The organism is Streptomyces sp. NBC_01275 (assembly GCF_026340655.1).
GTDB lineage: Bacteria > Actinomycetota > Actinomycetes > Streptomycetales > Streptomycetaceae > Streptomyces.
In genome coordinates, this window is sequence record NZ_JAPEOZ010000001.1 from 3,100,094 (window position 1) to 3,122,142 (window position 22,049).

At 70.0% G+C, this 22,049-nt stretch carries 15 protein-coding genes and 1 pseudogene; 6 read left to right on the plus strand and 10 right to left on the minus strand.

Annotation, left to right across the window (positions count from 1 at the left end):
• Nucleotides 1–78: 78 nt before the first annotated feature.
• Entirely contained in the window at nucleotides 79–861 is a 783-nt protein-coding gene (locus OG562_RS13575; RefSeq protein WP_266397067.1) for a TSUP family transporter, read from the minus strand.
• A 260-nt stretch (nucleotides 862–1,121) separates the two neighbouring features.
• Between OG562_RS13575 and nirB the strand changes: the two genes are divergently transcribed.
• Entirely contained in the window at nucleotides 1,122–3,737 is a 2,616-nt protein-coding gene (gene nirB, locus OG562_RS13580) for a nitrite reductase large subunit NirB (protein ID WP_266397069.1), read from the plus strand.
• Nucleotides 3,734–4,087, plus strand: a complete 354-nt coding sequence (nirD, locus tag OG562_RS13585) for a nitrite reductase small subunit NirD (RefSeq protein ID WP_266397071.1) — start codon at nucleotides 3,734–3,736, stop codon at nucleotides 4,085–4,087. Before nirB ends, nirD begins: the two co-directional genes overlap by 4 nt.
• 74 nt (nucleotides 4,088–4,161) lie before the next feature.
• Here the strand turns inward: nirD and OG562_RS13590 are convergent, their stop codons facing one another.
• A complete protein-coding gene (locus OG562_RS13590; protein WP_266397073.1) occupies nucleotides 4,162–5,652 on the minus strand; it encodes a HAMP domain-containing sensor histidine kinase in 1,491 nt (496 codons plus the stop codon).
• Between the two features lie 266 nt (nucleotides 5,653–5,918).
• Nucleotides 5,919–6,683 (minus strand): annotated as a pseudogene (locus tag OG562_RS13595) (response regulator transcription factor); the annotation flags it as partial.
• Nucleotides 6,684–6,988: 305 nt separating this feature from the next.
• Here OG562_RS13595 and OG562_RS13600 point away from each other — a divergent pair.
• Together OG562_RS13600 and OG562_RS13605 are read left to right on the plus strand one after the other, a co-directional pair.
• The gene (locus OG562_RS13600; RefSeq protein ID WP_266397075.1) at nucleotides 6,989–7,594 is read left to right on the plus strand and encodes a carbonic anhydrase; all 606 of its coding nucleotides are present in this window, start codon (nucleotides 6,989–6,991) and stop codon (nucleotides 7,592–7,594) included.
• Nucleotides 7,591–9,717, plus strand: coding sequence for a SulP family inorganic anion transporter (locus OG562_RS13605; protein ID WP_266397077.1), 2,127 nt, complete (start codon nucleotides 7,591–7,593; stop codon nucleotides 9,715–9,717). The genes OG562_RS13600 and OG562_RS13605 overlap by 4 nt, the downstream gene beginning before the upstream one ends.
• A 106-nt stretch (nucleotides 9,718–9,823) precedes the next feature.
• On the opposite strand, the gene OG562_RS13610 is transcribed toward OG562_RS13605, so the two are convergent.
• A complete protein-coding gene (locus OG562_RS13610) occupies nucleotides 9,824–10,753 on the minus strand; it encodes an oxidoreductase (protein ID WP_266397079.1) in 930 nt (309 codons plus the stop codon).
• A 222-nt stretch (nucleotides 10,754–10,975) separates the two neighbouring features.
• Here OG562_RS13610 and OG562_RS13615 point away from each other — a divergent pair, with 222 nt between their 5' ends.
• Both OG562_RS13615 and OG562_RS13620 read left to right on the plus strand, forming a co-directional pair.
• Nucleotides 10,976–11,935 (plus strand): SMP-30/gluconolactonase/LRE family protein, encoded by a 960-nt coding sequence (locus tag OG562_RS13615; RefSeq protein ID WP_266397082.1) that lies wholly within the window; start codon nucleotides 10,976–10,978, stop codon nucleotides 11,933–11,935.
• Nucleotides 11,936–12,082: 147 nt separating this feature from the next.
• On the plus strand, nucleotides 12,083–12,565 hold the full coding sequence (locus OG562_RS13620) for a hypothetical protein (RefSeq protein WP_266397085.1): 483 nt from the start codon (nucleotides 12,083–12,085) through the stop codon (nucleotides 12,563–12,565).
• A gap of 93 nt (nucleotides 12,566–12,658) precedes the next feature.
• Here OG562_RS13620 and OG562_RS13625 read toward each other — a convergent pair whose 3' ends face one another.
• The 6 genes from OG562_RS13625 to OG562_RS13650 form a co-directional block, all read right to left on the minus strand.
• The gene (locus OG562_RS13625; protein WP_266397087.1) at nucleotides 12,659–13,633 is read right to left on the minus strand and encodes a DUF6745 domain-containing protein; all 975 of its coding nucleotides are present in this window, start codon (nucleotides 13,631–13,633) and stop codon (nucleotides 12,659–12,661) included.
• A gap of 132 nt (nucleotides 13,634–13,765) precedes the next feature.
• Nucleotides 13,766–16,063 (minus strand): FtsX-like permease family protein, encoded by a 2,298-nt coding sequence (locus tag OG562_RS13630; RefSeq protein WP_266397092.1) that lies wholly within the window; start codon nucleotides 16,061–16,063, stop codon nucleotides 13,766–13,768.
• Complete coding sequence (locus tag OG562_RS13635) at nucleotides 16,060–16,746, minus strand: ABC transporter ATP-binding protein (RefSeq protein WP_266409251.1); 687 nt, start codon at nucleotides 16,744–16,746, stop codon at nucleotides 16,060–16,062. The genes OG562_RS13630 and OG562_RS13635 overlap by 4 nt, the downstream gene beginning before the upstream one ends.
• Nucleotides 16,747–16,810: 64 nt before the next feature.
• On the minus strand, nucleotides 16,811–17,278 hold the full coding sequence (locus tag OG562_RS13640; protein ID WP_266397094.1) for a hypothetical protein: 468 nt from the start codon (nucleotides 17,276–17,278) through the stop codon (nucleotides 16,811–16,813).
• Nucleotides 17,279–17,494: 216 nt separating this feature from the next.
• On the minus strand, nucleotides 17,495–20,215 hold the full coding sequence (ppdK, locus tag OG562_RS13645) for a pyruvate, phosphate dikinase (RefSeq protein ID WP_266397097.1): 2,721 nt from the start codon (nucleotides 20,213–20,215) through the stop codon (nucleotides 17,495–17,497).
• A gap of 535 nt (nucleotides 20,216–20,750) precedes the next feature.
• A complete protein-coding gene (locus tag OG562_RS13650) occupies nucleotides 20,751–21,971 on the minus strand; it encodes an ROK family protein (RefSeq protein ID WP_266397100.1) in 1,221 nt (406 codons plus the stop codon).
• Nucleotides 21,972–22,049 lie beyond the last annotated feature (78 nt).

Genomic DNA, 22,049 nt, shown 5'->3' on the forward strand with positions numbered 1-22,049 from the left:
TCGGCCGCAAATGGGCATCGAAGTCGGTCGGCATCTCGTGCGTGACCGGGTCGAGTGGCCCCTGCCCGGACGTGAGCACTACGCCAGCCACTGCTCGTACGCCAGGTTCCCCACCAGCGCGAACACCACCGTCAGCAGGACGACGCGGACGAAACCGCTTCCCTGCTTGAGCGCCGTGTGCGCGCCGAGCGTGCCGCCCGCGAGGTTGAAGACGGCCATCAGGGCCGCCAGCTGCCACAGCACCGTGCCCTGCCAGGCGAAGGTGGCCAGCGCGCCGGCGTTGGTGCAGCAGTTGACGATCTTGGCGGTGGCCGAGGCGGTGACCAGGTCGAGGTGGAGGAGGGCGGTGAGGGCGAGGACCAGGAAGGTCCCGGTGCCGGGGCCGACGAGACCGTCGTAGAAACCGATTCCGAGGCCCGCGAGGCCGATCGCCGCGAGGACCTGGCGGCGGGTGGCCGGGCCGGTGGCGGGGGCGGCGCCGAAGGCGGGGCGCAGGATCACGAAGGCGGCCACGCCCAGCAGCACCACCATGATCACCGGCTTGAGCACCTCGGTGCTCATCCCCGCGGCGAAGAAGGCCCCGCCCGACGACCCGGCCAGCGCCGCCAGCCCGATCCGCACCGCGAGCCGAACGTCCACGGGCGCCCGGCGCGCATAGGTCACCGCCGCGCCCGAGGTGCCGACGATCGCGACCGCCTTGTTGGTGCCGAGCACGGTGGCGACCGGGGTCCCGGCGGGCAGCCCGAGCAGCAGCACCGGCAGCAGCAGCAGGCCGCCGCCGCCCACCACCGCGTCGATCCAGCCGGCCGCGAGGGCGGCGACGCAGAGGACGGCGACCGTGGTCAGGGGTATGTCGGGCATGACCGCGACCCTACGGCCCCGGTGTGTGCACGAGCCACGCACCTGAGGATCTTCTGAGGTGGGAACCCGTTCGGCGAACCCTCACACCCGCCCCCCGCCCTCGCTGAGGGCAGCGTTCCTCGCGGGAAACAGTCGTGATGCGGTCGGGTAACACCGGCGTCGCACGCTCCTGGACATGACCTCGCACTCCTGGACATGACCTCGAGTCCGCCCCCGCTGCTCCACCCGCTCCACCTGCTCCCCAACGATGGAGGCTCCTGATGTCCACGACCGCACTTGTTGGGGACCGCCCCCGCCCCACAATCGTGCTCGTCGGCCACGGCATGGTCGGCCAGCGCTTCCTCGAAGCGCTCGCCGAGCGCGGCCTGACCGCCGCGCACCGCGTGGTCGTGCTGTGCGAGGAGCCGCGTCCCGCGTACGACCGCGTGCAGCTCACCTCGTACTTCTCGGGCCGGACGCCCGAGGACCTGTCGATGACCGACATGGCGTTCATCGCCGAGCACGGCATCGAACTGCACGTCGGCGACCCGGCGGTGACGATCGACCGGTCCGCGCGGCGGGTGACCGCCCGCTCCGGGCTGAGCGTCGACTACGACGTCCTCGTCCTGGCCACCGGCTCCTACCCGTTCGTGCCGCCCGTCCCGAACAAGGACGCGGCCGGCTGCTTCGTCTACCGCACGATCGAGGACCTCCTCGCGATCGAGGAGTACGCCAGGACGAGGACGACGGGTGCGGTGGTCGGCGGCGGTCTGCTCGGCCTCGAGGCGGCCGGTGCGCTGAAGGGTCTCGGACTCACCTCCCACATCGTGGAGTTCGCGCCCCGCCTGATGCCCGTCCAGGTCGACGAGGGCGGTGGCGCCGCGCTGCTGCGCACCATCGAGGACATGGGCCTGTCCGTCCACACGGGCGTGGGCACGCAGGAGATCGTGGTCGACGAGTCCGGCGCGGTCACCGGGATGAAGCTCTCCGACGGCTCCGAACTCGCCACCGACCTGGTGGTGTTCAGCGCCGGCGTCCGCCCCCGCGACCAGCTGGCCCGCGAGAGCGGACTGACGGTCGGCGAGCGCGGCGGCATCGCCGTCGACGAGCAGTGCCGCAGCGTCGCCGACCCGCATGTGTTCGCGATCGGCGAGTGCGCGCTGGCCGCCGACGGCCGGGTGTACGGCCTGGTGGCCCCCGGCTACGAGCAGGCCGAGACGGTCGCCGCGACCATCGCGCAGGACGAGTCGGCGTTCACCGGCGCGGACCTGTCCACCAAGCTGAAGCTTCTCGGCGTGGACGTGGCGTCCTTCGGCGACGCGCACGGCGCCGCCGAGGACTGCCTGGACGTCGTCTACTCCGACGCCCGCTCGGGCCTGTACAAGAAGCTGGTCATCGGCCGCGACGGCACCCTGCTGGGCGGCATCCTGGTCGGCGACGCGGACGCGTACGGCACCCTGCGCGCGTTCACCGGGTCCGTGCCGCCCGTCGCCCCCGAGTCGCTGGTCCTGCCGGCCGGTTCCGGAGAGGCCGTCCAGCTCGGCCCGTCCGCGCTGCCGGACGAGGCGATCATCTGCTCCTGCCACAACGTGTCGAAGGGCACGATCCGCGGCGCGGTGACCGAGCACTCCTGCACCACCGTGCCCGAGGTGAAGAAGTGCACCAAGGCCGGTACCGGCTGCGGCAGTTGCGTCAAGGTCCTCGGCCAGCTCGTCACCGCCGAGCTGGAGGCGAGCGGCGTCGAGGTCGACAAGGGCCTGTGCGGCTGCTTCTCCCAGACCCGCGAGGAGCTCTACGAGATCGTCCTCGCCCTGCGCATCAACACCTACCAGGACCTCCTCGACCGCTACGGTCGCGAGGGCGCCCGGGGCGGCGACGGCTGCGAGACCTGCAAGCCGGCGGTCGGCTCGATCATCGCCTCCCTCGCCCCGACGATCGGCGCGAGCGGCTACGTCCTGGACGGCGAGCAGGCGGCCCTCCAGGACAGCAACGACCACTTCCTCGCCAACCTCCAGAAGAACGGCTCGTACTCGGTCGTCCCGCGCATCCCCGGCGGTGAGATCACCCCCGAGGGGCTCATCGTGATCGGCGAGATCGCCCGCGACTTCGGCCTCTACACGAAGATCACCGGAGGTCAGCGGATCGACATGTTCGGCGCACGCGTCGAGCAGCTCCCGCTGATCTGGGCGCGGTTGGTGGACGCCGGCTTCGAGTCCGGCCACGCCTACGGCAAGTCCCTGCGCACCGTGAAGTCCTGCGTCGGCCAGACCTGGTGCCGCTACGGCGTCCAGGACTCCGTCCGCATGGCGATCGACCTGGAGCTGCGCTACCGGGGGCTCAGGTCGCCCCACAAGCTCAAGTCGGCGGTCTCCGGCTGCGCCCGCGAGTGCGCCGAGGCCCAGTCCAAGGACTTCGGCATCATCGCCACCTCCAACGGCTGGAACCTCTACGTCGGCGGCAACGGCGGCGCGACCCCGCGCCACGCGGACCTGCTCGCGCAGGACCTCACCGACGCCGAACTGGTCCGCCTCATCGACCGGTTCCTGATGTTCTACATCCGCACCGCCGACCGCCTGGAGCGCACCTCGACCTGGCTGGAGCGGATCCCCGGCGGCCTGGACCACGTACGGGACGTGGTCGTGGAGGACTCCCTCGGCATCTGCGAGGAGCTGGAGTCCCTGATGACGGACCACGTGTCCCACTACCGCGACGAGTGGGCGACCACCATCAACGACCCCGAGAAGCTCGCCCGGTTCGTGTCGTTCGTCAACGCGCCGGACACCCCCGACCCGGTCGTCGGCTTCGTCCCCGAGCGCGACCAGATCAAGCCCGACCTGCCGCTGCTGACCATCGGCACGCGTCCCATGGAAGCTCTGGAAGGGAGCGCCCAGCGATGACCCTGGCACCCGAGACCACCGATCTCAAAGTCCAACTCCAGCTCGACGAGGGATGGTTCACGGTCTGCGACCTGAGCCTGCTCCTCCCCGGCCGGGGCGTGGCCGCGCTCCTGCCGGACGGCCGCCAGGTCGCCCTCTTCCGCGACCGCGGGGGCGAGCTGTACGCCGTCGACAACCGCGATCCCTTCGGCGGCGCGGCGGTCCTCTCCCGCGGCCTGACCGGCACCCACCAGGGCCGCCCGTTCGTCGCCTCGCCCCTGCTCAAGCAGCGCTTCGACCTGCTGGACGGGCGGTGCCTGGACGACGAGACGGTGCGCATCGCGACGTACGAGGTGCGGACGGCGGTGTGACGGCTCGGCACCTCCGAAGAGGCGTTGCGTTCCCGCTGACTTCCGCCGATTCCGGCCTGGCATAGCGCGGTTCGTCAGACACCGCCCGGCGCCGTGGTCTGCAACGGCCGTTCCGCCGGTCGCTGGACGGGGACGCCGGCACCGGGTCGGGCCGGCACCGCCGGGAGCCGGACCACCGCGTCGAGGCCGCCGCGCGGCGCCCGCCGCAGAATCGCCTCGCCGCCGCTCGCATGGGCGAGGCGCTGCACCAGGGCGAGCCCCAACCCCGTACCCCCCTTGGGGGCGTTCGGCGCACGCCAGAAGCGGTCGAAGGCACGGCGGCGCTGCTCCTCGGTCATGCCGGGACCCTCGTCCATGACGTGCAGCTCGACCCAGCCGGGACCGGTCGGGCGGTGCGGGAAGCGGCGCTCGTGGGGCGTGTGGCGGCGCGGGTCGACGGAGACCGTGGAGCCGGGCGGCGCGACGCGCAGGGCGTTGGAGAGCAGGTTGTCGATGATCTGCTCCACCGCCCCCGGCAGCGCCAGCACTTCGCCCGTGTAGTCCCCGGCCAGCGCGAGCCAGACGCCGTGCTGCTCGTACAACGGCGTCCAGGCGCGGTGGCGTTCCGCGCACACCCGGCTCAGGTCGATCCGTTCCGGCCGGGCGGCGCTCTCGTCGAGCCGGGCCATCGCGAGCAGCCCCTCGACCATCCGGGCCAGCCGGTCGGTCTCGGTCAGCGCGGCGGTCAGCGAGCCCCTCGCGTGCAGGGCGATGTCGTTCTCCAGGTTCTCCAGCCGTAGCCGCAGCGCCGCGAGGGGGGTCTTCAGCTGGTGCGAGGCCTCGCCGGCGAAGGCGCGTTGGGAGGACAGCAGGTGTTCCAGGCGGGCGGCGGTGCGGTTGAAGGCGGCGGCGAGGCTGCGCACCTCCGGCGGCCCCTCGGTGATCGCCACCGGGGTGACGGAGCCGCCGACGGCCAACTCGTGTGTAGCGTGCTCCAGTTCGCGGATCGGACGGCCGGCCCAGCGGGCGATGGCGAACCCCACGACGGCGACCGCGGCGAGCGCCGCGAAGCCGCCCAGGGCCAGCAACAGCCAGACGTGGTGCACCCGTTCGTGCACCATCCGGGTCGGCACGGTGATGCGTACGGCGCCCTGTTCCTCGACGCCGTGCCGGACCGGGACGGCCACCGCGAGGTACTGCACCCCGCCGATGGTGGAGGTGCGCACGTCCGCCGTGGCGGTGCCGCGCAGTGCGGCGGCGATGCCCGCACTGGAGGCGAGGCCGCGTCCCTCGCTCTCGGACAGCGGGTGCGAGGTGGCGAGCAGGACGCCCGAGCCGTCCACGATCAGCACCTTGCCGCCGATGCGCTCGGCGCAGTGAGCGGCCCGCTCGGGCAGATCCTGCGCCGCCCGGCCCGCCGAGATCGACAGCGAGGCGAACGCCGACACCGACTCCGCCTCGTCCTTCGCCGCGTTGGTCACCCGCTCCCGCTCGCCGCGCGAGTAGACGTAGCCCAGCGGGATCTCCAGGCAGACCAGCACGAGCGCGGCGAGCGTGAGGTAACTGAGCAGCAGGCGGCGGGTCATCGGTAGGCCGCCGAGTGGTGGGGGCGATGGGGGGCGGGGTGCGGGTTCGTGGGGTTCGCGTACGTGGGGTTCGCGTTCGTCGGGTACTGGTTCCAGGAGTACTGGTCGCCCGGGTGCGGGCGGGCGGGCGGAGGTTCGTAGGCCGACGGCTCGTAGGACGGCTGCGGGACCGGTGGCTCGTATGCCGGCTGCCGGCTCGGCGGCTCGTACGCGGACTGCCGGCTCGGCGGCTCGTACGTCGGCGGGGTGGCCGGCGGCTGTGCGTGCACCGCCAGCCGGAAGCCCACTCCGCGCAGCGTCTGGATCCACGCCGGGTTGCCCAACTTCCGGCGCAGCGTGGCGACATGCACGTCCAGCGTCTTCGTCGGCCCCTCGTAGTGCGGGTCCCACACCCGGTCGAGGATCTGCTGCCGGGAGTAGACGGCGCCGGGATCCTCGGTGAGCAGCGCCAGCAGCTCGAACTCCTTGGGCGTCAGCGTGACCGCCGCCTCCCCCACCCACACCTGCCGGGTCCGCCGGTCGACGACGAGCGGCCCGACGGCGCCCTGGGTCGCCACCGGAGGCGCGGACATGAAAGGAGACGTGGGAGGGGACATGGGCGAGGGCGAGGGCGAGGGCATGGCCGTAGGTGCGAAAGTCGGCTCCGTTCCGGCGAACTCCCGCTCCACGAGCCCTCGTTGGGTACGCCGGGTCACCGCACGCACCCGTGCAACCAGCTCACGCATGCTGAACGGCTTCGCCAGGTAGTCGTCGGCGCCCAGTTCGAGGCCCAGCACCCGGTCGGCCTCCTCGCCCCGTGCGCTGAGGATGATGATGGGCACGTCCGAGGTCTGCCGGATGCCCCGGCAGACGTCGATGCCGTCCACGTCGGGCAACCCCAGGTCGAGCAGCACGACATCGCCGTACGGCCCTCTCAACCCCTCGTTGCCGGTGGTGACGTGATGCACCGTCAGTCCGAAGTGGCCAAGACCCTCGACGAGCGGTTCGGCGATCGTCTGGTCGTCCTCGATGAGCAGGACTCGTACGCCCATGCGTTCCCGTCTCTCCCATGAACCGAATTCGCTTGTTCCGTTGTTCCGTGGATCCGTCACGCTACAAGAACGGTCAATAGAACGTAAACATCGATCCGGACAATGTGAGCAGCGGCTCAGCCCGGAATCGTCTCCCGGAGCAGCCGCGGACGAAAACTGTCCCATTTTTGTCGGCGGTTTAGCGTTCCTCTAACCTTCGCCTGGCAAACGCTCCTCTACGGTGATGAGGAACTGGTCGGCCCCCCACGACGACCAGCTCTGACCAGCTCTTACTGACTCTTGCTGGCTTTGACCTGGGAGGAAACGTGAAGGCACTGCTGGACCGCGCCCGCTCGTTCAAGCGACGGGTCGAATTTGAAAGCACGGAATATCGGCGGCTGGCCGAAGGCCAATATCCCGAGGCATTGTTCATCACCTGCTCGGACTCGCGGGTGATACCCGCCCTGATCACGGGCGCACGGCCCGGTGAGATATTCGAGCTGCGAAACGCGGGCAATATCGTTCCGCCGCACGGCCGGCAGGGCGCCTCGGGCGAGGCCGCCACCATCGAGTACGCACTGGAGGTGCTCGGCGTTCAGGACATCGTCGTGTGCGGTCACTCCCACTGCGGCGCGATGGGCGCCATCAAGTCCGGCGACGACCTGTCCGCCCTGCCCGGCGTGGACGCCTGGCTGCAACTGGCCCGCCCCCGGCTGGCGCCCGTCCTCGACGGCGACGTCCTGGACCCGTCGATGCCGGACGTCTCCCAGCTGAACGTCGTCAACCAGCTGACCGCACTGCGGAGTTACCCGGCCGCGCGACAGCGTCTCGACACCGGACGCCTGCGACTGCACGGCTGGTACTACGAGGTGGACACCGGCCAGGTGCACGAACTCGACAACGACGGTCTGTTCCGGGTGCACGCGGCATGAGCGGCGCACACGCCCGGCACACGATCCCGAGGACGCCCGCCGGTCCACCGCCCGCCGGGCCGTCGAGCAACCCCGCCTCGTTCGGGCCGGATCGCTCCGACGGCGGGCTGGACCCGCACACCGCCGGCTGGGACTACGCCGACGAGGGGCAGTCCTTCGACGCATGGCACGCCTCGGCCGAACACCGCGCCGTCGCCGGGCGGGACGCCCGGCCCGGGAAGGCCGCACCGCCCAGGAAGGCCGCACCGCCCGGGAAGGCCGCCCCACCCGGCAGGGGTCCCGCCACCAAGGCGCCCACCGGCAAGGCATCCGTCGGCAAGGCGACCAGCGGCAAGACGCCGAAGGCCGACCTGGCCACCGAGATCACCGCGTCCCTCGTCGTCTTCCTGGTCGCGCTCCCGCTGTGCATCGGCGTGGCCGTCGCCTCGGGGGTCTCCGCCGAGCTGGGCATCATCTCGGGCGTCATCGGCGGTCTGGTGGTGGGCGCGGCGCGCGGCAGCACGCTCCAGGTCAGCGGCCCGGCCGCCGGTCTCGCCGCGCTGGTCGCGGAGACCGTTCTCGAATACGGCGTCGCCATGCTCGGCGTGATCGTGCTCTTCTCGGGTCTGCTGCAGATCGTCCTCGGCCTGGTGAAGCTGGGCCGTTTCTTCCAGGCGATCTCCCTGGCCGTCGTCCAGGGCATGCTCGCGGGCATCGGCCTGCCGCTGATGTTCAGCCAGGCCTACCCGGCGATGGACGCGAAGGCCCCCGGCACCCCGCTGGAGAACATGGCCGGGATCCCCGCTCTGCTCGCGGACACGGTCGCCGACCCGCAGGCGATGATCGCGGCCGGCCTCGGCGTCGTCACGGTCGTGCTGAGCTTCCTGTGGAAGAAGGCGCCCGGACCGGTCAAGAAGGTCCCGGCGGCCCTGGTCGCGGTGGGCATCGGCATCGCGGTCGCCGCGCTGCCCGGCGTGGACGTGAAGACCCTCCAGGTGGGCAACCTGCTGGCCTCCGTCGACATACCCGGCCCGGAGCAGTTCGCGGGCCTGGCGGACGTCGGCGTCATCACCGCGATCCTCACCTTCACCGTGATCGCGTCCGCGGAGTCCCTCTTCACCGCGGCCGCCGTGGACCGTATGCACGACGGCGCGCGCACCCGCTACAACCCGGAGCTGATCGCGCAGGGCGCCGGCAACACGCTCGCGGGCCTGCTGGGCGCGCTGCCCATCACCGCGGTCGTGGCCCGCAGTTCGGCGAACGTCCAGGCGGGCGCGAAGACCCGCCTCTCCCGCACGCTGCACGGCCTGTGGCTGCTGGCGTTCGCCATCCTCCTCCCCCAGGTGCTGGCCCTGATCCCGATCGCGGTCCTGGCGGGCGTGCTCGTCCACAGCGGCTGGAAGCTCTTCGCGCCCGAGGAGTTCCCGAAGATGTGGCGGCAGGACCGGGGCGAGTTCGCGGTCATGACGATCACGACGCTGGTCATCGTGGCGACGGCCCTGCTGGAGGGCGTCCTGATCGGCCTCGCCGCGGGCATCGTGCTGGTCGCGGTGCGCATGTCGCGTACGGTCATCAAGCAGCACGACGAAGAGGACACCGCCAAGGTGGTCATGGCCGGGAACGCGACGTTCCTGCGCCTGCCCCAGCTCATCGAGGCCCTGGAGTCCGCCGCCGAGTCCGGCAAACCCCGGATCCGCCTGGACCTCACCGGCGTGACCCACCTCGACCACGCCTGCCGCAGCCAGGTGGAGGAGTTCACCGCCCAACAGCGCGGCAAGGGCCTACGGGTGGAACTCCTGATGCCGGGCCCGGCGAAACGCCCGCCCACGACAGCCGACCCGACGACGACCGGACCCACGACCGACCACCCCTCGCCCCCCGACCCCCTGCCCCGCCGCCCGGCCGCCCCGGCCGCCACCGCCGCGGCCCCCGGCCCCACCGCCGAGTGGTTCTACCTGGACACCAGGCCCATGCCGGAGGACTTCGCCCAGCGCTACGCGGAGGAGTACGCGCCGAGGCAGGAACGTCGAGAGGGGAACGGCCAGGGATACGGGGACGGCCAGGGACACGGGAACGGGCAGGCATACGGGAACGGGCAGGGCTATACGGAGGGGTGGCACGCGGACGGGTACGCGGCCCGCTGAGGATGGATGCACGGGCCAACGCGCACGCACTGTGCATCCATGCGCACGCACTGTGCATCCATGCGCACGTACTGCGCGCCCAACGCGTCCGGCGTCCGCCCCTCCGCTACGCCCCCTTGAGGCCCTCGTACGACACCCCGGTCAGCCGTTCCGACTCCGCCCACAGCGCGGCGGACGCCCGGTCGTCGAGGGTCCAGGGCGCTCGCCGCGAGGGTGCGGGCGCCCCGCGCCACATCGCGAAGGAGGGCCCGGTGAAGGAGTCCGGCCGGACCCCGGGCGCGGTCGCCGCGTAGAGGGCGGGCAGCGCACCGGCCTCGGCGGGCTGGGCGATCACCCGGTTGCCGAGCTCCATCAGCCGCTCGGCGACCCGGCGCCCCTCCGCGCGCGGCCCGGCCGTCTGGAGGTTGGTCGCCGCGTACCCCGGGTGCGCGGCCGCCGCCACGACGTCGGCTCCGGTCGCCTCCAGCCTGCGCGCGAACTCGTGCGTGAAGAGCAGGTTGGCGGTCTTGGCGCGGCCGTAGGCGGTCCAACGCCGGTACCTGCGCTCGCTGTTGAGGTCATGGATGTCGATGTTGCCGAGCAGGTGCGCAAAGCTGGAAACGGTGACGACACGGGCGCCGGGCGTGGCGAGCAGTGCGGGCAGCAGCAGTCCGGTGAGGGCGAAGTGCCCGAGGTGGTTCACCCCGAACTGCGTCTCGAAGCCGTCGACGGTCGTGCCGTACGGCATCGCCATCACGCCCGCGTTGTTGACGAGCAGATCGACCCGCTCGTACGGCAGCCCGGCCGCGAACTCCCTTACGGAGGCGAGGTCCCCGAGATCAAGAACCCGCAACTCGACGTCAGAACCCGGCACTTCATCGCGAAGCAGCTCGACGGCAGCCCTCCCCCGCGCCTCGCTCCGACACGCGAGGACCACCCGGGCCCCCTTGCGGGCCAGCTCCCGGGCGGTGACGTAGCCGAGGCCGCTGTTGGCGCCGGTGACGACCGCCGTGCGGCCGCCCTGGTCGGGGATGTCGTACGTGCTCCAGCCGGACATGACCGGTCTCCCTCCGCTGCTGCCTCGCAGCCTACGACGCGTGGGGTCACGCGTCCGGGAGCGCCGGAGCCGGGAGGGCCATCGAATTGAAAGGAACCTGACAGCGGGGGAATGGAACACGACCGGCCGCCGGCTCGTTACTCGCCCACGAAGCTCGCCGACGAAGTCGTCGTCACCAGGCAATGCGTCCGCCGCCCGACCCCACTCCCGGAGGCACCGACCATGACCCGCACCCCCACCCCCGGCCCCACCCCCGGTCCGTCCCGCCGCACCGTCCTCGGCGGCGCAGCGGCGGCCGCACTCACCCTGACGGCGGTCACGGCGACTCCGGCCGGCGCCGCGACGAAGGCGCAGTGGCCCACCGACTACCCCCTCCCCGACGGCTGGCTGCCCGAGGGCATCGCCATCGGCAGCAAGCCGTACGCCTACCAGGGCTCCCGCGCCAACGGCGGCATCTACCGCACCGACCTGCGCACCGGAGAGGGCCAGGTCCTCTACGCGGGCGGCACGGGCGAGATCGCGGTCGGCCTGAAGCTGGACCACGACGGCCTCCTGTACGTGGCGGGCAGCACCGGAGTGGCCCGGGTCATCGACTCCCGCACGGGCGAGCTGCTGACGACCCATCAACTCACTGAGGCAGCGGGCCACTTCATCAACGACGTCACCCTGCTCGGCGACCGCGCCTGGTTCACCGACTCACGCGAAGCCGTCCTGTACGGCGCACCGCGCGGCCGCACCGGCGAGATCCGCGCCCTCCCCCTCACCGGCGACTGGGTCCAGCTCCCCGACGTCATCAACGCCAACGGCGTCGTCGGCACACCGGACGGCCGCGGCCTGATCGTCGTCAAGAGCACCCCGGGCGAGCTGTACAACGTGGACCTCAAGACGGGGTACGCCACGAAGATCACGCTGGTCGGCGCGACCGACGTCGCGAACGGCGACGGCCTCTACCGCATAGGCCGCACCCTGTACGTCGTCCAGAACCGCCTGAACCTGATCAGCGTCTGGTCCCTCGACCGCACGGCGACCACCGCCACCCTGACCCGCACGATCACCGACCCCCGCTTCGACGTCCCCACCACGGCTGCCCGCTACGGCGACCGCCTCTACCTGGTCAACGCCCGCTTCACGAGCCCACAGCTCCCGGAGACGACGTTCACGGCGGTGGCGGTGTCGATCTGACGGACGGCTCCACCCAACCCTCGTGGCAGGGGCGGCACTTGGATGGAACCCGAGTGCCGCCCCCGTCGTCTGATGCGGCCTGGCATGATGAGCGCATGACGATGACGGTGACGATGACGATGACCACCACGGCCTGCCGAAAGGCAGATGCCGCGTAGTCGCCCGGGCGCCCTGCGCGCTCGCCAGACCCCCGGCTCCCCCTCTCGCACCCGCACCCGCACCCGCGAGGAGCCCCAGCCGGAACGCATCCCCGGCCTCTCCGCCCGTACCAGCCTCGCGATCCACCGCGTGGAACACGAGCACGCCGGTTTCCACGTTTTCCGCGGCTCGACGGAGCGCGCGCTGCACCGCTACCACGCGTTCGTGACCACCCCCGGCCGCCGCATCCTCTACCCCCGCACGGCCGTGTGCCCCGCCTGCCCCGGCTGCGCCTTCGACGACGTCCGCCACGCCCGAGACGTTCTGGACGAGATCCTCCCCCTGCTCCCACCCAGACCCCGCGCCGAACTGGCCCGCACGATAAAGACCCTGGACCGCCGCTACCTGCACCGCACCCTGCCCGACCCCCGCGTCCCGCCCACCGCCCCCTGGTGGCACCACCGCCTGGCCGAGGGCGCGGAGGGCTGGTGACCGATGCGCGCGCAAGGGCCACAAACAGGCCACGCCGTGCACCGCCGGCACCGCTCCCGTCCACATGGGCGGACCGGGCTACGGCCGTGACGGCTACGCGCTCCCCACCTGATAGCCGTCCGCGTAGGTGACCAGCAACGGTCCCGCCCCGCGTTGATCACCTTCGTACCGCAGGACGACGGGCCGCTCGGTGAGAACGACGGCGTCCTCCAACGGCCACCACCACCCGCCGACCTGATACACGGCCTCCTGCACAGCCTCCAGCGCCGACGACGCGGGCAGGCCGGCGGCGGCGAGCATGCAGCGCCAACGGATCAGCTCTCTCGGCGTGCTCCAGGAATCCAGCCAGCCGCCGAACTCCTCGAAGAAATAGATCCGCTCCCGGCTCGGCGGCGGTGGCGGCGTGATGACGTCCCCGTCCCGCCGGGGCGGCACGATGCGCTCCGGAACGGGACCACGGAGCCGACCCAGCAGCTCCCCGTACACCGACGTGGCAATGCGGGAGAGAGACTGATTGGTCGACCAGTCGAAAACCCTGCTCATCTCCTGCTCCAGCTCGTAGGCACCGCGCACATCCCGCAGCCAGTGATAGTCGAGCTGGTCGAACATAGGGGACCCCAGAGCCTCGACTAGCTGCGCCTGCGCACCAGAGGTGTCGTAGAACACCTCGGCCACCCGCCGCCTCCCACGAACCTGAACCTGAACCTGCTCACGGATCCGCTCAACCGCCTGCGTCGCAAACGCCGGTGCCACGGACATCGGCGGCCCGGCATCGGCATCGGCATCGGCATCGGCATCGGCATCGGCATCGGCGAGCGAAATCCCGTCGAGCCGCTCCTCCCACCCACGCCACAACACCCAACTCGCCAGCGCGCCCCCGAGCGGCGAATCCATCCACACGACCGTCCGGGGAACGGCCATGCCATGCGCCCGATACACCTCGCCGACCGCGGCCTCAGCCGCCCCCCGATCACAACGCCCGGTGGACAGCCCACCCTTCAACCACCTGCCCGATTCCTCCACCACACGCGCCTTGACGGCCTCGGTCACCAACTCTTCATAGCCCACGCGGCACGCCCTTCCCTTCAATGAATGCGTCTTTCCACCCCAGTCCCCCTTCGGCACCGGCACCCACCCTCCAAGCAGCAAGGGGCGGTCTCCCAGAAGGCGCCACCCCTTGCCTGTTCCTGCTCCCGACCGTCAATCCCGCCGAATCAGCTCGGGGTCGATCCGACGTCCGATCAACGGCAGGGATCCGAGGGCGGCGACGACCACGACACCGAGAGCGGACGCGAGAAGCAGGGGCAGCCCTGCGCCGTCCCAGAAGATGGCCCCGCCACCTGTCACCAGGTAGCTGGACTCGGCCATCTTCCCGGTGACCACGGCCAGTACGAGCCCGATCCCCAAGGGCAACACCACCTGCGCGAACTGAACGGCCCGGAGCGTCCGGGGCCTGGCCCCGAGCAAGGCCAGCGCAGTGACCTGCGGTCGGCGTTCCACGGCTCGGTCGGTTGCAGCGACGAAGTAGGCGGCTACGCCGATGATGAGGCCCAGGACCATGCCTACTGCCAGGAGGGTCTTGATGACTGTGATCTGCTGGAGGGCTGCGGCATCCACACCGTGCGCCTCGACCTCGATCGTAGGGTCGACCCCCGCGATGCCTTCGAGTACGGAGCGCACAGCCTCGGGGGCGGCGCTGCTCAGAAGAGCGAGAGTGGCTTCCCCCTCGGGGCGGAAACCGGCGGGGAAGGAGGACGGCGGGATCAGAACAGTGCCGCTGCCGACCATCTGCGCTGCCGTGTCGTCGTGGTAACGGACCGTCTGGCGTGGCACCTGCACCGTGACGACCCGGCGCTGCCCTTCGGAGTTCCGCAGGTGAAAGGGGAATCGGCTTCCTGGCTTGCTGTGCTCGTCGTACATGTGGTCCGGAACCATCAGCCGCGCAGGCCGTCCGTCGACGCAGTTCTCAACCGCTGATGCCATCCTGCGCAGCTGACCACAAGTGGCGATCACTGCACTGATACTCGTCGGCCATTCCTCGCTGTTGGAGTCCGTCCATGATTCCGCCAGAATGACGTGGCTGCGGACGCCCGGCACCTTCGTGAGCGCCCGCTCCTTGTTCTCAGGAACATCGCCAAGCCGCATGGTGTAGAGCTGAACCGGCGCAGTGTTCTTGGATACCTGATCAAGCTCGATGAGCACGCCCTGCGTGAGCGACGCCGCATAGACCAGCATCACCAGACCGGTCGCCACGCGGATAGCTCCGCCCGGTTCCGCCTCGTTGCGGCGCATGGCAAGGCCGAGGGACAGCGAACCAGTCGATCGGGCCACCTGTCGGGCGAGGGCGCGCGAGAGGACCGGCAGCGAAAGCACGAGACCGGTACCGACCAGCACGACGGCGAGTGGCATCAGGATCGAGGAGAGCCCTGTGTCGGTGGGTGCATGCCCCGTCGCACCGGCCACGCAGTATCCGATGACAATGCCCACTCCTGGAACAAGCGGGAGCAGGCCCCAGAGGCGAGGCGCTTTCTCCACGGCGCTGCGCCGCACGGCCAACGGGTTGGCCGCAGCCTTCTTCGCTCCGACCCGGCCCACGAACCAGGCCATCGCCGGACAACCCGCCAGGCAGATGAAGAGTGCGATCACGGGCAGCGAACCGTCAGCCGGGTACCACTTGAATCCAGGCAGCCCGATCCGTGAAACCAGTTGGTTGACGACCCAGTACGCGCCCAGACCGAGGACAGCTCCCAGCAAGGCGGCAGCAACGGTCTCGGACGCATTGACGCGCTGTGTGCCCTTTCTGCTCAGTCCGAGCAAGCGCAGCGCCGCCAACCGCCTCATACGAGCGGCGGCGGACAGCTGGGCACACACGGAGAGAAAGACCGCCAGCGGAAGCAGCACGACGCCTGCCAAGGTGAAGCGCAGGATATCGAGTGTCGAAGGCTCCACGGTGGGAAAGCGTGTGTCCGATCCTCCGAACTCCGTCAAATGCCCGCCTGCCTTGAGCTCCTCTCGACTGGCACCGATGTATGCGTAGAGCTCGTCGGGTTGAGCCAGTCCCTGGGCTGAAATCAGCCCCATCTCTCTCCCGGGCAGGAGTTGCGCAAGGCCGGGATCGCTCCTCAGGAGCTCGTGCAGCCGAGGCGACACAAACACCTCACCAGAGTCGGGAAGTTCACGGAGACCCGGCGGTGGGTTGATGGGCGTTTTTCCCATGGCCACGAAGATCCGCGTGAGGGGTTCCGAACCGTAGGGGTCCAGCCTGGTGAGTGCGAGCCCGCTCCCCCCGGTGGAGAGACAACTGCCCCGCCCGTTCGAGCAATCCGGCTCACGAGCTGCCTTGCGGGCGTCCTGGGCGGCGAGAATGCCGGGAATCGCGAGGACGACCGCCAGACAGCACACCCCGATCCCGCTGCCCACGACCATGAGCAGGAAACGCACACGATTACCCCGCCCGCTGCCCAGCAACAGCCGTAAGCCCAAGAGGAGTTCCCTCACGACGCCTCCCGCACTTGGGCCGTGAGCACTCCGTCGCACATGGTGTACCGGTTGTCAGCCCGCGCTGCCACCTGCGTGTCGTGGGTCACGAGCACCACGGCCGTCCCCTGCGATCGTGCCAGGGTGAGGAATTCATCCAGCACAGCCGTAGCGTTGCCGCTGTCGAGCGAGCCAGTGGGTTCATCTGCGAAAACGACGGCAGGCCTGTGTACCAACGCACGTGCCACCGCGACGCGTTGACTCTGCCCTCCGGACACTTGCGACGGACGTCGCTCGCGCAGGTCCGCGAGGCCGAGCCGCCCCAGGACCTCACCGGCCACGGCGAGGGCTTCAGCCTTGCGCTGTCCGGCAAGCCGGAGCGGCAGCGCCGTGTTTTCCTCCACGGTCAGTTCGGGCAGAAGTTCGCCGTACTGGAAGACGAAGCCGAACCGTTCACGACGAAGCGCGCTGAGCTCTTCGTCATCGAGCGCACCGAGGGAGCGCCCTTCGAAACAGACCTCACCGCAGGCAACTGGCAGCACCCCTGCCAGGCAATAGAGCAGCGACGACTTGCCCGACCCGCTTTGACCGGTGATCGCTGCGACCTCGCCTCGGCGCAGCGCGATCTGCGCGTTCCTGACGGCCGGCGTCTCCCCATAGAAGAGGTCGACTCCCTTGGCGGAAAGGACTTCTGACGTGTTGATCTCGTTCCCCTATCAAGAGCCCGAGCCCAGGGGCATCCACCTGGGCTCGGGAAGTCGGACCGGATCAGCCACGGTCCCAGTCGTACGAGTAGCCTTGCTCCGGAGCACAGTTGTCCGGACGCAGGGCACCCCGGTCGCGGCAGACTCGGAGCTTGGCTTTGCCCGTGTAGCGCTGTGCACCATCCCAATTGGAGTGGTGGAGTCGGACGGAACTCCGCTGCTTGCCGTAGTACCGCACCCAGTCGTGCCCCTGAATCTTGACCTCGACGTACACGTTGTGCCGGTCAGCAGCGATCGTGTCCTTGAGCTGTCCCCACCATTCGAAGGCACCATGGTTGACCCCGGGCCGGTTGAACTTGTACTTCCCGTTGCTGAACTCGACGCCTTGCGGGTCGAGGTTCGGGATCGTCCCCTTCACCGGCGAAGCAAATGCCGTCACCGCCGCGCTGAGCACCAAACCAGCCGCAGCCAAACCGAGCACTGCCCTCTTCATGCACACCTCCATAACCAATAGCGACATCTCCATCGCCATGAGTAACGGACTGTAGCGGTGCGTAAGTTGACAGAAACGATCTATCGCCTCATAACCATCACATCAGGCGATCGAAATCCAGACACGCTCACCGAAAAGCACAAGAGGGCGACACCCCCGCACAGGGTGTCGCCCTCCTCTTGCGTGCCGGAACCGCCGTCGATCGGTGAGGGTCGGGGACCGGCGGCGGTTCCGGGGTTCTGGTGTCCGGAGGGGTCAGCGGTGGTCGCTGCCCGCGGACTGTGTGGCGGCCCGTCCCGCCTCGAGGCGGGCCACCGGGATGCGGAACGGGGAGCAGGAGACGTAGTCCAGGCCGACCTCGTGGAAGAAGTGGACGGACTCCGGGTCGCCGCCGTGTTCGCCGCAGACGCCGAGTTTGAGGTCGGGGCGAGTGGCGCGGCCTGCCTCGACCGCTGATTTCACGAGGGAGCCGACGCCGTCCTTGTCGATGGTCTCGAAGGGGCTGACGCCGAAGATGCCCTTCTCGAGGTATGCGGTGAAGAAGGACGCCTCCACGTCGTCGCGGCTGAAGCCCCACACGGTCTGCGTCAGGTCGTTCGTGCCGAAGCTGAAGAACTCCGCGGCCTCCGCGATCTGTCCTGCCGTGAGGGCGGCGCGCGGGAGTTCGATCATCGTGCCGATCGCCAGCTTCAGCTCGACGCCGGTGGCGGCCTGGACCTCCGCGATGACCTCGTCGGCCTCTTCTCGGACGATCTCCAGCTCCTGGACCGTGCCGACGAGCGGGATCATGATCTCGGCGCGCGGGTCGCCCTTGGCGTTCTTGCGTGCGGCGGCCGCCTCCGCGATGGCACGGACCTGCATGGTGAACAGACCGGGGATGACCAGGCCGAGGCGTACGCCTCGCAGGCCCAGCATCGGGTTCTGCTCGTGCAGGCGGTGGACCGCCTGAAGGAGTCGGAGGTCGTTCTCGTTGGAGTCCTTGCGGGCCTCCGCCAAGGCCACACGCACCGAGAGTTCGGTGATGTCCGGCAGGAACTCGTGCAGCGGCGGGTCGAGGAGACGCACCGTCACCGGCAGGCCGTCCATCGCTTCGAACAGCTCGACGAAGTCCTTCTTCTGGAGCGGCAGGAGCTGCTTCAGCGACTCCTCGCGCTCCTCGTCGGTGTCCGCGAGGATCAGCCGCTCCACGAGTTCACGCCGGTCGCCGAGGAACATGTGCTCGGTGCGGCAGAGGCCGATGCCCTGTGCGCCGAAGCGCCGCGCCCGCAGCGCGTCCTCGGCGTTGTCCGCGTTGGCGCGGACGCGCAGCCGGCGCTTGCGGTCCGCGAACGCCATGATGCGGTGGACGGCCTCGACCAGTTCGTCGGCGTCGTCCGCGCCCGCGTGCATCCGACCTTCGAAGTACTCCACGACCGGGGACGGGACGACGGGGACCTCGCCCAGGTAGACCTTGCCGGACGAGCCGTCGATGGAGATGACGTCGCCCTCCTCGACCACGTGCCCGCCCGGGACGGTCATCCGGCGGCGCTTGGTGTCGACCTCGAGCTCCTCCGCGCCGCACACGCACGTCTTGCCCATGCCGCGGGCGACCACGGCGGCGTGGGAGGTCTTGCCGCCTCGCGAGGTGAGGATGCCCTCGGCCGCGATCATGCCGTCGAGGTCGTCGGGGTTGGTCTCGCGGCGGACCAGGATGACCTTCTCGCCGGAGCGCGACCACTTCACGGCCGTGTACGAGTCGAAGACCGCCTTGCCGACCGCCGCGCCCGGCGAGGCCGCGATGCCCCGGCCGACCTGCTGCACCTTCGTGTGCTCGTCGAAGCGCGGGAACATCAGCTGGGCGAGCTGTGCGCCCGTGACGCGCTGCAACGCCTCGGTCTCGTCGATCAGGCCCTGGTCCACCAGCTGCGTGGCGATACGGAACGCGGCTCCCGCCGTGCGCTTGCCGACGCGCGTCTGGAGCATCCACAGCTGACCGCGCTCGATCGTGAACTCGATGTCGCAGAGGTCCTTGTAGTGGTTCTCCAGCGTTTCCATGATCGTGATCAGCTGGTCGTACGACTTCTTGTCGATCTGTTCGAGTTCGGCCAGGGGGACGGTGTTGCGGATGCCCGCGACGACGTCCTCGCCCTGGGCGTTCTGGAGGTAGTCGCCGTAGACGCCCTGGTGGCCGGAGGCGGGGTCGCGGGTGAAGGCGACGCCGGTGCCGGAGTCGGGGCCGAGGTTGCCGAAGACCATCGAGCAGACGTTGACCGCCGTGCCCAGGTCACCGGGGATGCGCTCCTGGCGGCGGTAGAGCTTGGCGCGGTCGGTGTTCCAGGAGTCGAAGACCGCGTGGATGGCGAGGTCCATCTGTTCGCGCGGGTCCTGCGGGAAGTCCCGGCCGGCCTCGGTCTTCACGATCCGCTTGAACCTGGTGACCAGCTTCTTGAGGTCGGCCGCCTCCAGTTCGGTGTCGACCGTGACCTTCTTGGCGTCCTTGGCCTTCTCCAGCGCGTCCTCGAAGAGCTCGCCGTCGACGCCGAGGACGGTCTTGCCGAACATCTGGATCAGTCGCCGGTAGGAGTCCCAGGCGAAGCGTTCGTCGCCGGCCTGGGCGGCGAGGCCCTGGACCGACTTGTCGGAGAGGCCGATGTTGAGGACCGTGTCCATCATTCCCGGCATGGAGAACTTCGCGCCGGAGCGGACGGAGACGAGGAGCGGGTTGTCGGGCTGGCCGAGCTTCTTGCCCATGCGCTCTTCCAGGGCGACGAGGTGCGCACTCACCTCGTCACGCAGTGCCGCCGGCTCCGCGCCACTGTCGAGGTAGACCTTGCAGGCCTCGGTGGTGATGGTGAAACCCGGAGGGACGGGAAGGCCCAGGTTGGTCATCTCGGCGAGGTTCGCGCCCTTGCCGCCGAGGAGGTCCTTGAGGTCCTTGTTGCCCTCGGTGAAGTCGTAAACGAACTTCGCTACCTGGGGATCTTTGTTTTCCGACACGGGTCTCGACTCCTCGAGGACGCGGTGGCTGCCCTGACGGCCAGGAACATACCCAGATCGAAGGCTCCTGGGTACGTCCACTCACGCGTCATGTGCCCGTAACCAGTCGTCCGCCAGCGGATCGAAAGTCAAGGCTGGGCAAGCTCCGGGCGGTGGATGTTTTCACTTCTTGAACGCAGGCACCCCCTCCACCCATAAGTTTACGCTCAGATGAGCGCCGTATGCCACGTTTGATTTCGATCGATGAACGATCAAGGGGTGGCACCGAGTGCCACCCCTTGGAGAAGTACAGCCGCTCATGATCCGCTCATCTGAGCAGCAAGCCCCTCAAGGGTGGCGAGAATCACGCTTCCGGCAGCGCCCGGATTTCATCATGCGGACAGTCCGCAGACACGTCTCGGAGTGGAAACGCGCCCGTCACACGAGCGCGAGGGACCACGCGAACGCGCCCCTCACGCGGGTACGGAGAGCGCGCGAACGCGTCCATCTCACGGGCGCGGGGAGCACACGAACACGCCCGTACCACGAGCGTCCCTCACACCCCCAGCGCCAGCAACCGCTCCTCCACCCGGTCCGGCGCGTACAGGTGCTCCACGACCAGCGCACCCGCTCCCACCAGCCCCGCACGCTCCCCCAGGCGCGAGGTCACGATCTCCAGGCGGGCCGTGGAGCGGGGCAGTGCCCGCTGGTAGAGCAGCTCGCGCACGCCCGTGAGGAAGGGGGTTCCGGCCAGATCCCCGGCGATCATGAGCACGCCCGGATTGAGGAGCGTCACGACCGTCGCCAGTACGTCCCCCACCCGGCGCCCCGCCTCACGCGCCAGCGCGGCCGCGCCCGGATGCCCGGCGGCGAGCAGGTCCCGCACATCTGAGCCCGAGGATGCCGGAACGCCGGACTCCGCCAGCTTCCGGGCCACCGCGCCGCCGCTCGCGACGGCCGCGAGACAGCCGTGGGAACCGCAGCGGCACAGGGCCTCCGTGCCGACCCTGATGTGACCGATGTCGCCGGCGCCGCCGTCGACGCCCCGGAAGACCGAGCCGCCGACCACGACCCCGGCGCCGATGCCCGTCGAGACCTTGACCAGCACGAACGCCGAGCAGTCGGCGTATCCGGTGCGCTGTTCGCCGTACGCCATGAGGTTGGCGTCGTTGTCGACGAGGACGGGGACGCGGGGGGCGCCCGTGCGTTCGGTGAAGGCGCGGGACAGGCGGCCCCTTATGTCGTAGCCGTCCCAGCCGGGCATGATCGGCGGCTGGACGACCCGGCCGGTCTCGTTGTCGACGGGGCCGGGGACGGCGAGGCCGATGCCGCAGACCTCGTCGGCGCGGTGGCCGGCCTTCTCCAGCAGCTCGGCGAACCAGCCGCCCAGCTCGCCGAGGACCGCGTCCGGGCCGTCCTCGATGAGCAGCGTGCCGCTGTGCTCGGCCAGGATCTCGCCCGTCAGGGACAGCACGGCCGCGCGCGCGTGCCGGGTCTCGAGGTCGGCGGCGAGGACGACGGCGTGCGCGTCGTCGAACTCCAGGGTGATCGAGGGGCGTCCGCCGAGCGGCGAGTCGACCGGGCCGCCCGCGCCCTCGCGCAGCCAGCCCGCACGGAAGAGCCGGTCCAGGCGTTGGCCGACGGTGGCGCGGGAGAGACCGGTCACCTGCTGGAGCGCACCGCGGGTCGTCGCCCGTCCGCTGCGCACCAGTTCCAGCAGATCTCCGGCGCCGGCCTGACCGCCCGCCCTGCCGGTCCGTCCCGGACGTCCGGTCATGCGCACCCCCTTGTGTTTCTCAACCTTGCATTACATATTGAGTTTTGCGTGTTAAATAGACGTAACCCTACGGTAGCC

Excerpts from the sequence above, each read along its gene's own strand:
- OG562_RS13575 (WP_266397067.1), bottom strand. The coding sequence starts at position 861 with ATGCCCGACATACCCCTGACCACGGTCGCCGTCCTCTGCGTCGCCGCC.
- nirB (WP_266397069.1), top strand. The coding sequence starts at position 1,122 with ATGTCCACGACCGCACTTGTTGGGGACCGCCCCCGCCCCACAATCGTG.
- nirD (WP_266397071.1), top strand. The coding sequence starts at position 3,734 with ATGACCCTGGCACCCGAGACCACCGATCTCAAAGTCCAACTCCAGCTC.
- OG562_RS13590 (WP_266397073.1), bottom strand. The coding sequence starts at position 5,652 with ATGACCCGCCGCCTGCTGCTCAGTTACCTCACGCTCGCCGCGCTCGTG.
- OG562_RS13605 (WP_266397077.1), top strand. The coding sequence starts at position 7,591 with ATGAGCGGCGCACACGCCCGGCACACGATCCCGAGGACGCCCGCCGGT.
- OG562_RS13610 (WP_266397079.1), bottom strand. The coding sequence starts at position 10,753 with ATGTCCGGCTGGAGCACGTACGACATCCCCGACCAGGGCGGCCGCACG.
- OG562_RS13615 (WP_266397082.1), top strand. The coding sequence starts at position 10,976 with ATGACCCGCACCCCCACCCCCGGCCCCACCCCCGGTCCGTCCCGCCGC.
- OG562_RS13620 (WP_266397085.1), top strand. The coding sequence starts at position 12,083 with ATGCCGCGTAGTCGCCCGGGCGCCCTGCGCGCTCGCCAGACCCCCGGC.
- OG562_RS13640 (WP_266397094.1), bottom strand. The coding sequence starts at position 17,278 with ATGGCGATGGAGATGTCGCTATTGGTTATGGAGGTGTGCATGAAGAGG.
- OG562_RS13650 (WP_266397100.1), bottom strand. The coding sequence starts at position 21,971 with ATGACCGGACGTCCGGGACGGACCGGCAGGGCGGGCGGTCAGGCCGGC.